This window comes from Saccharothrix ecbatanensis, from assembly GCF_014205015.1.
GTDB classification, from domain to species: domain Bacteria; phylum Actinomycetota; class Actinomycetes; order Mycobacteriales; family Pseudonocardiaceae; genus Actinosynnema; species Actinosynnema ecbatanense.
The window spans coordinates 3,076,317-3,088,472 of the sequence record NZ_JACHMO010000001.1; the positions used below are offsets into that span (position 1 = coordinate 3,076,317).

General features: G+C 68.3%; 10 protein-coding genes. 4 read left to right on the plus strand and 6 right to left on the minus strand.

Features of this window, described 5'->3' with window-relative positions; genetic code table 11:
• Positions 1 to 53: 53 nt before the first annotated feature.
• From F4560_RS13210 to F4560_RS13225, 4 genes are all read left to right on the plus strand, one after another.
• Complete coding sequence (locus tag F4560_RS13210; protein WP_312869293.1) at positions 54 to 755, plus strand: TetR/AcrR family transcriptional regulator; 702 nt, start codon at positions 54 to 56, stop codon at positions 753 to 755.
• A 257-nt stretch (positions 756 to 1,012) separates the two neighbouring features.
• Entirely contained in the window at positions 1,013 to 1,843 is an 831-nt protein-coding gene (locus F4560_RS46120) for a response regulator transcription factor (RefSeq protein WP_184919928.1), read from the plus strand.
• Between the two features lie 400 nt (positions 1,844 to 2,243).
• Entirely contained in the window at positions 2,244 to 3,818 is a 1,575-nt protein-coding gene (locus tag F4560_RS13220; protein WP_246477789.1) for a right-handed parallel beta-helix repeat-containing protein, read from the plus strand.
• Between the two features lie 68 nt (positions 3,819 to 3,886).
• A complete protein-coding gene (locus tag F4560_RS13225) occupies positions 3,887 to 4,933 on the plus strand; it encodes a pectate lyase family protein (RefSeq protein WP_184919931.1) in 1,047 nt (348 codons plus the stop codon).
• Positions 4,934 to 5,007: 74 nt separating this feature from the next.
• On the opposite strand, the gene F4560_RS13230 is transcribed toward F4560_RS13225, so the two are convergent.
• The 6 genes from F4560_RS13230 to F4560_RS13255 all read right to left on the minus strand — a co-directional run bounded on the left by F4560_RS13230 (position 5,008) and on the right by F4560_RS13255 (position 12,140).
• Positions 5,008 to 6,354: an ABC transporter substrate-binding protein gene (locus F4560_RS13230; protein WP_184919933.1), complete on the minus strand. Its 1,347-nt coding sequence runs from the start codon at positions 6,352 to 6,354 to the stop codon at positions 5,008 to 5,010.
• A 31-nt stretch (positions 6,355 to 6,385) separates the two neighbouring features.
• Positions 6,386 to 7,195 carry a carbohydrate ABC transporter permease gene (locus tag F4560_RS13235; RefSeq protein ID WP_184929121.1) on the minus strand — a complete coding sequence of 270 codons (810 nt, stop codon included), beginning with the start codon at positions 7,193 to 7,195 and terminating at the stop codon, positions 6,386 to 6,388.
• Positions 7,196 to 7,260: 65 nt separating this feature from the next.
• Positions 7,261 to 8,190, minus strand: a complete 930-nt coding sequence (locus F4560_RS13240) for a carbohydrate ABC transporter permease (protein WP_184919935.1) — start codon at positions 8,188 to 8,190, stop codon at positions 7,261 to 7,263.
• 65 nt (positions 8,191 to 8,255) lie between these two features.
• Entirely contained in the window at positions 8,256 to 9,596 is a 1,341-nt protein-coding gene (locus F4560_RS13245) for an ABC transporter substrate-binding protein (protein ID WP_184919937.1), read from the minus strand.
• A 93-nt stretch (positions 9,597 to 9,689) separates the two neighbouring features.
• Positions 9,690 to 10,202 (minus strand): RICIN domain-containing protein, encoded by a 513-nt coding sequence (locus F4560_RS46125; RefSeq protein ID WP_221483472.1) that lies wholly within the window; start codon positions 10,200 to 10,202, stop codon positions 9,690 to 9,692.
• Between the two features lie 153 nt (positions 10,203 to 10,355).
• Entirely contained in the window at positions 10,356 to 12,140 is a 1,785-nt protein-coding gene (locus F4560_RS13255) for an RICIN domain-containing protein (RefSeq protein WP_221483473.1), read from the minus strand.
• Positions 12,141 to 12,156: the final 16 nt, after the last annotated feature.

The following is a 12,156-nucleotide window of genomic DNA, read 5'->3' on the forward strand; positions in this document are numbered from 1 at the left end:
TACCGGCGCTCGCTGCTGTCGATCATCCTCGTCGGTGTGGATACGCTGCCTGGGTGGAGGACAGCGGCCGGCGGGGCTCGGGTGTGGACGGCAGGGCTGCCAGGTGGGCCGGACATCGGGAGAAGCGGCGCGCGGCGATGGTGGCCGCTGCCTTGTCCGCCATCGCCGAGCACGGTCCGTGGGCGTCCACCGAGCAGATCGCGGACCGCGCGGGTGTCTCCCGGCCGCAGCTGTACCGGCACTTCGCCGACGCCGACGACCTGCACGACGCCGTCTCGCACCGCGTGGCGGAGGTGTTCGCGGCGGCGATCACGCCGGAGTTGGCCCGGCCGAGCGGCAGTGCCCGGGAGATCATCACCCGGATCGTGGGCACGTTCGTGTCGTGGATGGCCGACAACCTCGCGCTGTACGACTACATGGTCGTGCGCGCCGTCGGGCCGGCTCCGGGCCGTCGCGGGAAGGCGGCCGACCTGCGGGTGCAGATCGCGGAGAGGGTGCGCGAACTCCTGACCGCGTACACGGAACTGCTCGGAGTGGACCAGCGGCCCGTGGACAGCATGGCGTTCGGAGTGGCCGGGATGGTGGAGTCCGCGACGGTGCGGTGGTTGACGGCGCCCGGCGAACTCGACCGGGAGCAGCTCGTGCAGCGGCTGACGTCCGCGGTCTGGGCGCTGCTCGACGACGTGTTGAAGGATGCCGGGATCGAACTCGACCCCGACTTCCCGCTGCCCGAGCTGCCCTACCAACCGGATTAACCCCGGCGGGTGACGTCGTCCGAGTGACGTGCCGTCCGCGACGTCGCCCTCAGAACCGCGTTGTCCGAGGACACGGCGCATTGGCACCCCAGAAATCCTTGCGCACGCTGCGCGACATGTCAGAGCTGTGCGTGTCCAACGCCGCGGTCTAGCTGATACTTTCCTGTACCTGTTACATCGGTGTCCGCCTCGCAGCGGTGGCCTGTCTGACGACGTCGGCGCCAGGAGCGCCGGCCGCCGCGGCGGAAGGAGTGCCTGTGATCGAGTCGGCCGAGCCGGCGGATCGCCCGGTCCGGGCCGGGCGCCCATCCGACACCGCGTCGGATGCCCTGACCGTCGCGGCAGTCGTGGCCACTCCGCTGGTCCGCGAAGGACTGCGAGCGGTGGTGCAACGGTCCGGCATGCGGTGGCTCGGCGCCGTCGCCGGCCCACGTGAAGCGCTCGCCGACCTGCGCCGCGTGCGCCCCGATGTCGTCCTCGTCGACAGTGCCACGGACCCGCTGGGAACCCTGATCGCCGAACTCTGCCGCCCCGGTCGGGTTCCGACCGTGCTCGTGCTGCTGAACGAAGACCACCCCGCACCGGACCTCCCCCGCCTCGGACGGGCCGCCGGCGCACGCGGCGTCATGCCGTTGGGCGCCCATCCCGCCGATCTGGTGGCCGTTATCCGCCGGGCCCACCGCAGCCGCCTCTCAGTCGCCGTCCGTGCGCCCGCTGTCGGTGACGTCGCCGAGACGTCAACCAGTGTGGACCGTGACGACAGCCGACTGTCCCCGCGACAGATGGAAGTGCTGGAGATGATCGCCGCGGGCATGACGTCGGTGGCGATCGCGGAGGCGCTCGTGGTGTCGCCGGAGACGATCCGCACCCACGTGAAAGCGGTCCTGCGCCGACTCCGAGCCAGCAGCCGCACGCACGCGGTCTCGCTCGCGTACCGCAAGGGCCTGCTCTCCCCGGATCCGGACCACCGCCCGCTGCGCATCCCCGCTCCGTGCGCGGACGGTCCTCCAGCCGGCCGGGTCCGACTCGATGAAGCCGACGGTCCCGCTGACACCGACGTGCTCGTGCCGTCGACGCGATCGGCCTGAACCCTCCCGCCGCTCCCGGAGAGTCGTGATGACGGACCTCAAGCCTTGGCAACACCAGCAGCCGGACGAGGGACGCGCCCACTTCCTGAACCGCTTGATGCACTCCTGCTACCGGTGCGGCCATCGGGAGAACGACCTCGGCGCGTTGGCCAAGCATGAAGACCGGTGCGCGGACGATGACACCAAAATAGGCTGTTCGGCTTAATCGACCGTTGATCCATTGGCGGACCAATGCGCCGATGCCCCTATTTTGTTCATCATTGTGAACCCGCGTCGGGTTTCTTCGTCCACTATTGTGCGTTCCAGCGGGTTGCGTTAACTTGCCGTGGGGGCCGCTTCCCGAACAGTTTATGAATTCATAGGCGTGAACGCGACGACTCGATCCCACGGAGACCTCCCGATGAATGTCAAACCCCTGATCGCGTGCGCGAGTCTGTTAGCCGGCGCGGTGGTCGTGCTCTCCCAGTCCACGGCGCAGGCCGCGCCGACGCGGTACGAGGCCGAGACCTCGCCGGCCGTGTGCACCGGCACCATCGACTCCAACTGGTCCGGCTACTCCGGCTCGGGGTTCTGCAACGGCACCAACGCCGCCGGCGCCGGATTGCAGTTCAGCGTCACCGCGCCGACAGCGGACTCGGCGACCATCGCGGTCCGGTTCTCCAACGGCGCCACCACCAGCCGATCCGCGAACCTCGTGGTCAACGGCTCCACCGTGCAGTCCGTCTCGTTCGAGGCGACGGGCGCGTGGTCGACCTGGGTGTCGAAGTCCCTGACCGTCCCGCTGGCCGCGGGCGGCAACACGATCCGGCTCGACCCGACCACCTCGACCGGCCTGCCCAACATCGACTACCTCGACGTCAGCGTCGATGACGTGCCGGTCGGCAACGCGCTGTACGTGGCGACCAACGGCGACGACAGCGGTCCGGGCACCCTGGCCGCGCCCCTGCGCACCATCCAGAAGGCGGTCGACCTGGCACAGCCCGGCCACACCATCCACATCCGCGGTGGCACGTACGCGCCGAGCACCAACATCCAGATCCTCAAGGACGGCACGGCGAGCCAGCCCATCACGATGCGCAACTACAACAACGAGCGCGTCATCCTCGACGGCGAGAACATGCCCTACACGCCGGGCGACGTCGGCTCCACCATCCCTCGGGCGCAGCGCGGCGCGATCCACATCGAGGGTGACTACTGGCGGCTGATCGGCCTGGAGATCATCCACGGCCCGTACGGCATCTTCGGCCTGGACTCCAGCAACAACGTCTATGACCGGCTCATCACGCGGGACAACTACGAGACCGGCTTGCACCTCGTCCTCGCGACCAGCAACAACCAGATCCTCAACCTGGACAGCTACGGCAACCGCGACCCGCGCAAGAACGGCGAGAGCGCGGACGGGCTGGCCATCAAGGAGGGCTCCGGCACCGGCAACGTGGTGCGCGGCGCGCGTTTGTGGAACAACGCCGACGACGGCCTGGACTACTGGATGTTCTCCTCGCCGATCCTCACGGAGAACTCCCTGGCCTGGGGCAACGGGTTCAACCGCTGGAACATCCCCAACTACACCGGTGACGGCAACGGGTTCAAGCTGGGCGGCAACGGCGTGTCCGCCAACCACACCGTGCGCAACAGCATGACGTGGGACAACGCGGTCGGCGGTTTCATCGACAACAACAACCCCGGGCAGCACAGGATCGAGCGCAGCACCGCGTGGGACAACCCGAAGACGGGGTTCCAGGTCGACCGCTCCGACAGCACGTTGACCAAGAACCTCGCGGCGGCCAACGGCACCAACGTGTCGTTGGGCTCGAACTCCAGCGGTAGCGGCAACTCGTGGAACATCGGCGGCTCGTGGTCGTTCGAGAGCACGAACACGGCCACGATCACCGGACCGCGCAACGCCGACGGCTCGATCCCGTCCTCCAACTTCCTGCGCCCCAGCAACGGCGCCGACGTCGGAGCCCGCTTCTAGACCGCCACAGCAGCCGAGCCGCGTCCACAGGTCGTCCGACGAGCCCACGCACCAAGGAGGGGCACACCATGGAACACGCCAAGCTCAACGGCCGACTACGGCGACGCGGCTCGCTGGTCACCTGCGCGGTCGGCCTGTTCGTCGCCGGGACGATCGCGACACTCGCTCCGACCGCCGCGGGCGCAGGCCCCACACGGGAGACGGGGGCCGTCGGCTCAGCGAACGGCTTCGCCGCCGTCTCTGCGTGGGGTCAGGACGGCACCACCGGCGGCGCGGGCGGCCCGACCGTCACGGTGGACACGGCGGACGGATTCCTGGCCGCGATCGCCCGGCCAGGTCCGCTGATCATCAGGGTCGACGGGGTGATCGACCTGCCGGGCCCGATGCACGACGTCACCTCGGACAAGACCATCATCGGACTCGGCACCGACGCCGGCCTCACCGGCGGCGGCCTGAACATCGGGCTGCCCGTGGACAACGCCATCACCGAACCGCCGGCCGACGCGGTCCACAACGTCATCGTGCAGAACCTGACCTTCGACGACTGGGCCGACGACGCGATCAACGTCCAGATGTTCTCCCACCACGTCTGGATCGACCACAACACGTTCGTCAGCGGCTTCGACGGCGCGGCCGACGTCAAACGCGGCTCGTCGTACGTCACCGTCTCGTGGAACCACAGCACGCACGGCAAGAACATGCTCGTGGGGCACAACCCGGACAACGGCGCGCAGGACATCGGGCGGCTCAAGGTCACCTACCACCACAACTTCTTCGACCGCACCGTCGAGCGCAACCCCTGGGTGCGCTTCGGCGACCCGGCACACGTCTACAACAACTACTACGTCAACAGCAGCAAGTACGGCGTCAGGTCCAGCTCCGACGCGGGCATCCTGGCCGAGGGCAACTACTTCCAGGGCGTCGCCCGACCCTTCCAACTCGACGTGGTCGGCACCCAACCCGGCAACCTGGTGTCCCGCAAGAACTGCTTCGCCGACTCCGGCACGCCGCTCACCCGCGGCACCGTCGCGAAGATCCCCTACCGGTACCACCTCCAACCGTGCAAGGCCGTGCCCGCGATCGTGACCGCGGGCGCTGGTGCGGGCAAGCTGTAGGGGGTACCGGCGACCTGCTCGTGACAACGGTGACGGGACGTCCGGCGATGAGATCGCCGGGCGTCCGTCCGCGCTCATCCGGTGTTGACGGTGAAGCCCTGCTGGTTGCCGTAGTCGACGAGTGCCTTCTGCCAGTCGGCCAGACCGGTGTCGAGCGCGGTGCCGCCTGCGTAGGACTTGCCGACGGTGTCGCCGAAGATCGTGTTGGCGTAGATCTGGTAGGGCAGGTAGGACCAGTCGGTCGAGACCTGTCCGGCGGCCGCGGTCAGGATGTGGTTGGCCTTCTGCCCGCCGAAGTAGGGCGTCTCCTCGTCCTTGAAGGCGGGCGATTCCAGGTCGGCCTTGGTGGCGGGGAAGCCGCCGCTGTCCACAAACGGCTTGACGCCGTTGCCGTTGTTGAGCCAGCGCACGAACGCCGCGGCCAGCGCGGGCTTGGAGCTCTGCTTGAGCACCGACTGCGCGCTGCCGCCGTTCTCACCGGTGACCGGGGTGCCGCCGTCGTAGGTGGGCACCGGGGCGACGGCCCACTTGCCCGCGCCGTCCTTGACCGACGACTCCAGCACGCCGGGCATCCACGCGCCGCTGACCAGGCTGGCGACGGTGCCGTCACCCAGCGCCTTGTACCAGGCGTCGGACCAGCTGGAGATGGGCGCCACCAGCTTCTGCTCCACGAGCTGGTTCCACACCGAGGTCCACTTCTTGGTGCCCTCGTTCTGGAGGTCGATCGTCACCGACTTGCCATCGGTCTTGAAGGGCCGCCCGCCGGCCTGCCAGATCATGCTGTTGGCGAAGCCCGCGTCACCGGTGTCGTTGGTGATGTACTTGGTCGGGTCGGCGGCGTGCAGCTTCTTGCCCGCCTCGACGTACTCGTCCCAGGTCTTGGGGACAGTGATGCCGTGCTGGTCGAAGAGTTCCTTGTTGTAGAACAGGGCCATGGGGCCGGAGTCCTGTGGCAGGCCGTACAGACCTCCGCCGACCTTGACCGAGTTCCACGTCGAGGGCGTGTAGTCGTCCTCGAACGTCTGGAAGCCGTACTGGCCGAGGTCCGCCAACGAGCCGGTCAACGCGAACTGCGGCAGCGCCTGGTACTCGACCTGGGCCACGTCCGGCGCGCCGGAACCGGCCTTGATGGCGTTCTGGAGCTTGGTGTAGTGGTCGTTGCCGGTGCCGGCGTTGACGTAGTTGACCTTGACGTTGGGGAACTCCTTCTGGAACGCCTCGACCTGCGTCTTGGCAGACGGGGTCCAGCTCCAGTAGGTGATCTCGCCGCCTTCGCGCAGGGCGGCGTCGACCGCGTCCTGCGTGCCGGTCGCGCCGCCGGACGTGGTGCCGCCGTCGCTGGAGGAGCAGGCCGAGAGCGTGGTGGCGACAACGGCGGCCAAGACTATGGCCACCTTGCGGCTGCGCCTGATGGGTGACATGGGTGGAGTCCTTTCGCGGCGGTGAGAAGGGTTACTGCTTGACGCTGCCCGCGCTCAGCCCCGACTGCCAGAAGCGCTGGAGCAGGAGGAATGCGGCGACGAGCGGGATGATGGTGAGCACCGATCCGGTGATCACGAGGTGGTAGATCGGTTCCGCGCCGACTCCCGCGGCCTGGGCGCTCCACTGGTTGAGGCCCACGGTCAGCGGGTACCAGTCCGGTTCGCTGAGCATGATCAGCGGCAGGAAGTAGTTGTTCCAGGTGGACACGACGGCGAACAGGGCGACGGTCACGACGCCCGGCAGGAGCAGCCGCAGCGTGACGGTGAGGAAGATCCGCACCTCGCCGGCGCCGTCGATGCGGGCGGCCTCGATCACCTCGTCCGGGACCGCCTCGACGGCGTAGACCCACACCAGGTACAGGCCGAACGGGCTGATCAGCGACGGGATGATGATCGCCCACGGGGTGTTCGTCAGCCCCAGCTTGCTGAACATGAGGAACGTCGGCACGGCCAAGGCGGTGCCGGGGATGGCGATGGCGCCCAGCAGCACGGCGAACACCGCGCGGCGGCCCGGGAAGCGGTACTTGGCCATGCCGTACCCGGCTGCCGTCGCGAGGATGGTCGCGCCGCCCGCGCCGACCACGACGTACAGCAGGGTGTTGCCCAGCCAGCGCAGGAAGATCCCGTCGTCGTGGGTGAACGTCTCGACGATGTTGTCGAACAGCGCGAACGAGTCGCCGAAGGACAGACCCGATGTGTTGAACAGCGCCGGCTGTGTCTTGGTCGCGCTGATCAGCAGCCACGCCAGCGGCACCAGCGTGTAGACCAGGAACAGCGACATGAGGATCGTGAGCACGACGGACTTGCGGGGCCGCAGGAAGGACGATTGCGGGGTCTGCACGGTGCTCACACACCCTTCCGCGTGCCGCGCAGCTGCACGACGTAGGCGATGATCGCGGTGATGACGCCCATGACGATCGCCACGGTGGCCGAATAGTCGTACTGCTGGCCGCCGAAGGACAGGTTGTAGGCGTACATGTTGGGTGTGTAGAAGGTGCTGATCACGTTGGGCGCCAGGGCGCGCAGGATGTTGGGCTCGTTGAACAGCTGGAAGCTGCCGATGATCGAGAAGATCGTCGCGATCACCACCGCGCCGCGGATCGCGGGCAGCTTGATGCTCAGGACCGTGCGCATCGTCCCCGCGCCATCGATGGCCGCCGCCTCGTACAGGTCGTTCGGGACGACCTTCAACGCGGAGTAGAAGATCAGCATGTTGTAGCCGACGAATTCCCAGGTCACGATGTTGCCGATGGACGGGAGGATCCAGTCGTCCGACAGTGGCACGACGGCCTTGCGGCCGAGCCACTCGTTCAGGTCGGCCGCGAGGCCGAAGTTGTCGCCGTAGATGAAGCCCCACATCAGGACCGCGACGACCCCGGGCACGGCGTAGGGCAGGAAGATCACGACCCGGAAGAAGCCGGACGCGTGCAGCCGGGCGCTGTCGATCGCCAACGCCGCCACCAGCGCCAGCAGCAACATGACCGGCACCTGGACCACCAGGAACAGCAGGACCCGCAGGAACGACTCCCAGAACTTCGCGTCCGTGAGGACCGCCGCGTAGTTGTCCAACCCGACGAACTCCGTGCCGCCGAAGAACACCTGCTCCCGGAACAGGCTCAACCACATCGCGTAGACGATCGGAGCCAGGAACACCAGCGCGAACACCACCAGGAACGGCGCGACGAACAACCAGCCCTTCCGATCGGGGCGCAGGCGACGGGCGGGGCGCGCCGACCGTGCCGCCGGAGCCTGGACCGGCACCGAGATGGACGTCATCGTCTCTCCTGTCGAGAATGAGTGCGGTATGCCTTGTTCCTTGGAGCGCACGGTCGGATGAGTCGTCAAGGACTCGACACGGTGAAGCCGTTTTCCCGGCCGTGGCGGGTGATGGACTCCTGCCACTTCCCCAGACCCGTCCCGAGGTCCGACTCGCCGCTGATCGCCTTGCCGACGGTGTTGTCGAAGACCGTGTTGGCGTACGCCTGGTAGGGCAGGAACTGCCAGTCTGCGGACACCCCGCGCGAGGCCTCGGCGAAGACCTGGTTGACGGGCTGGCCGCCGAAGAACGGAGCGGGCTGCTCGCGGAACGCCGGGTCTTCCAGCAACGCCTTGGTCGCCGGGAACAGGCGTACGTCGGCGTTGAGCGAGGCCGCGCCCTCGGGGTCGGAGTTGAGCCACTGCGCGAAAGCGACCGCGGCCGCCTTGTGCTTGCTGACGGCGGTGACGGCCACCGAGGACCCACCGTGCTCGGCGGCCGTCGGCTTGGCCGGGTCCCACCGGGGCATCGGGGCGACCGCCCACTGCCCGCTGGTCTCCGGGATCCACTTCTCCAGGTTCGCCTGCGCCCACGCACCGGCGACCCAGGTGGCGTACCGACCCTCGGCCATGGCCTTCCACCACTCGTCGGTCCACTGGGTGGCGGGCTCGACGGCGCCTTCCGCCAGCATCGACCCCCACACCTCGGCGAACGCGTCGACGCCGGCGTCCGCGGTGAGGTTGACCCCGACCGACTTGTTCGGCCGGTTGGTGAACGGCCTTCCCCCGGCCTGCCAGATCAGGCCGCCGACCGTCCCGAAATCGACGGGGTCCAGCGAGGCGATGTAGGTGCCGGGTTCCTCCCGCTTGATGCGCTGACCCGCCTGGCGGTACTCGTCCCACGTGGTGGGTGGTTCCAGGCCCAGCCGGTCGAAGACGTCCTTGCGGTAGAACATCACCATCGGCCCGGTGTCCTGGGGAATGCCGTAGACCCGGTCCTCGACCAGCACCTGCGACCACGCCGAAGCGGTGAACCGGTCCTTCAAGTCCGTTACGCCGTATGGGGTGAGGTCGGCGATCTTGCCGGAGGTCGCGAACTGGGGCAGGGCGAAGTACTCGACCTGCGCCAGGTCAGGGGCGCCGATCTTCGTGTCGAGCGTGTTCTGGAGTCTGAGGTAGTGGTCCGGGCCCTGGCCGGCGTTGACCACGTCGATCTTGATCTTGGGGTGGGCGGTCTCGAACCTGTCGATCGCCTTCTCGATGTTGGGCACCCACGTCCAGAACGTCAGCGTGGTCGGCTGTTCCAGCGCTGCCGGCACCGCTGCCGCACCGGTCGGCTGCTCGTCGGCGGAACCGCAGCCGGCGAGCGTCGCGGCTGCGACCACCAGCGCCGCGAGGGTGCGGCGCGGTCGTCTGTCGGAGGGCATGGGACGGCCTTTCACGGAGTCGTGCGGGAAGGGCTGGATGCGTCGCCGGTCGCCCGCCGCTGTCGTCACGGCGGGCGGCCGGGCATGGTGGTCCTACACCAGCAACCACTGCTGGTTGGCGCCGCCGTTGCAGCTGTACTGGGTCAGTGCGGTCCCGGAGACCGTGGAGAACGCGCCGATTTCGAGGCACTGCCGGCTGTTGACGTCGGAGAGGGTGAAGTAGCCGCCGTCGGCGGTGCTGTTGAACCACACGTCGGCGCAGTGGTCGCTGTTCTGGTTGACCAGGTGGTTGTTCCTGAAATCGAGCGGCCCCGACAGGACCGGCCACCCGTTGGCCATCGAGATGTGACGGATGTCCAGCTTCCCCAACCCGTTCGCGTTGGCGTCGTAGTAGTGGTAGGCGAGATACTTCTCGGCTCCGTCGTCGTAGACGTCAGCGCCGCCCGCGCCGACCTTCGGCCACGCGCCGCTGAGCGCGGCGGCGGGGGTGGCGCCGACGAGCTGGAGCAATGTCGCCGCGAGCAGAGCGAGCACGGCCACGAGAGCGGAGCCACGACGGCGGTGCCTGACCGCGCGGATGGTGTCCCTGTTGATCCTTCCGAACACGTGATCCTCATTTCCCAGGAGAACGACGGGCCAGGTCGCACGGGGTCAACGGCACGACTGCGCGGCCGAGGGGCAGGTGGCCGCGCAGTCGTGTTCACCGGGTTGAGAACCGCGGACGGGCGGCACACCCGCGGCCGATGCGCGGAACGTCGGTCAGCCGGCCACCTGGACCAGCGACCACTGCTGTTCGAGCCGGTTCTCGTCCGGCCACTGGATGACCTCCGCGCCGTCGGCGGTCGATCCGCCACCGACGCTGAGCAGCTTGCCGCTGTGACGGGCGCGGATCTCGTAGTAGGCGCCGACCGGTTCGAGCGTGAAAGCCTGGTCGGGCGCCAGGTTCTGCACCCACTGCGCGGCCCTCGCGGCGTCGGCGGTGCTCGCTCCGTAGATGGACACGGCGCGGCCGCTGTTGCGGTTGAGGAGCGACCGGTAGCCGCCACCGATGTCGGTCACGTGCCAGTGCTGGTTGAAGCCGCCGTTGTCCGCCCACTGCACGAGGTTCGCGCCGTCGGCCAGGTCGGCGCCGAACGCGTCGAGCACCTTGCCGCTCTGCCGGTTGACCAGCTTGTAGTACGCCCCGGCGGAACGTCCGAAGTCGATGTCGGCGTGCCGAATGGTGCCCGCGCCCGACAGGATCAGCACTCGGCCGGTGCGGGGCACGTGCGTCAGGTTGCGGAAGTAGCCCGCGTCGATGGTGGTGTGCTGCCGCGTCCAGGCCCCCGTGCTGCTGCCGCTCGGGTTGACCCAGACGTCACCGCTGCCTGACGCGTTGAACATCAGCCTGCCGTCGGGAAGCCGGATGACGACCGGGCTTCCGCCCGTCGTGAGTGCCGGAGACCCAGCCGTGACCGGGAGTGCGCTGATGTTGGTGCCCGCCTCACCACCGACGGAGAAGAAGTCCAGCGGGTTGGACGAGATCTTGTAGCGCACGTTGTCGCCGCCGCCGAAGTACTCGTACGTCATCATCCACCGGCCGTCGGTGGTCGGGACGACGTTCGGCATGCCCGGACGTCCGCCGCCGATCTGGTTGACCCCGCCGACGCTGTGGGTGTACCCCGCGACGTCGAGCACGGGCGCGCTCCAGGGACTGGACGAGTTGCCGTTCCAGGTGCGGTGGGCGATGACCTGCCCGTGCGAGTCCCCTGCCGTGGCGTTGTCGGCCCGCATGGTCAGCACACCGGTCGAGGTGTTGTAGCCGGTGAAGTCGTTCTCGTCCGAGTAGTACGCGACCAGTTGGTTGTTGTACACCATCAGGTACGGCTCCCACACGGGGTCGACCTGGCGGTAGGTGTTGGCGCGCGCGATGCGCTGACCGATGGCCCCGGCGCTGCCGCCCTGCCAACCGGCGGTGGTGATGATGTTGAGGAAGGTCCAGGACGCGCCCTGGTCCGTGCTGGAGTACAGGGCGGTCGCCATGTCACGGCGGTCGCCGTCGTTCGTCGGCACCCAGTTCGGGTTCGCGGCCTTCTGCTCGGTGTAGTAGTGGTCCTCACCCGTCACCGTCGTCGACAGCAGCAACGTGCCGGCGCTCAGGCTGCCGACGTTCTGGGGCAGGACGTAGAAGAACGGGCTCCCCCAGTTGCTCGTGTACTTCGCGTGCGCGGGGTTGCTCGACATGTACGCCGGCGCCCGGACTTCGGACAGCGGCTGCCACGTCGTGCCGTCGTCGTCACTGCGGTACACCGGGATGACCTGCCCGACCGCCGTTCCGGTGGGGCCGACGAGCGCCCTCTCGAAACCGGCGACCAGGCGTCCGCTCGGGAGCGCCGCCGCCTTGGAGTAGATCGCGCAGTTGCCGAGACCCTTGGTGCACTGCGCGTTCGACGGCAGTTGGTAGAGCGTTCGAGGTGTCGGGCTGACGGCTTGGCCGGGGACGGCCGGCAAGGCCAGCAGGCCCGCCCCCATCACTGCGATCACGGCCCTTGTGAGCCACTTCATCGTGTTCACGGACTGT

Bases quoted from the DNA above. Each gene is read 5' to 3' on its own strand.
- F4560_RS13220 (WP_246477789.1), top strand. From the start codon at position 2,244: ATGAATGTCAAACCCCTGATCGCGTGCGCGAGTCTGTTAGCCGGCGCG.
- F4560_RS13225 (WP_184919931.1), top strand. From the start codon at position 3,887: ATGGAACACGCCAAGCTCAACGGCCGACTACGGCGACGCGGCTCGCTG.
- F4560_RS13230 (WP_184919933.1), bottom strand. From the start codon at position 6,354: ATGTCACCCATCAGGCGCAGCCGCAAGGTGGCCATAGTCTTGGCCGCC.
- F4560_RS13235 (WP_184929121.1), bottom strand. From the start codon at position 7,195: ATGTCGCTGTTCCTGGTCTACACGCTGGTGCCGCTGGCGTGGCTGCTG.
- F4560_RS13240 (WP_184919935.1), bottom strand. From the start codon at position 8,190: ATGACGTCCATCTCGGTGCCGGTCCAGGCTCCGGCGGCACGGTCGGCG.
- F4560_RS13245 (WP_184919937.1), bottom strand. From the start codon at position 9,596: ATGCCCTCCGACAGACGACCGCGCCGCACCCTCGCGGCGCTGGTGGTC.
- F4560_RS13255 (WP_221483473.1), bottom strand. From the start codon at position 12,140: ATGAAGTGGCTCACAAGGGCCGTGATCGCAGTGATGGGGGCGGGCCTG.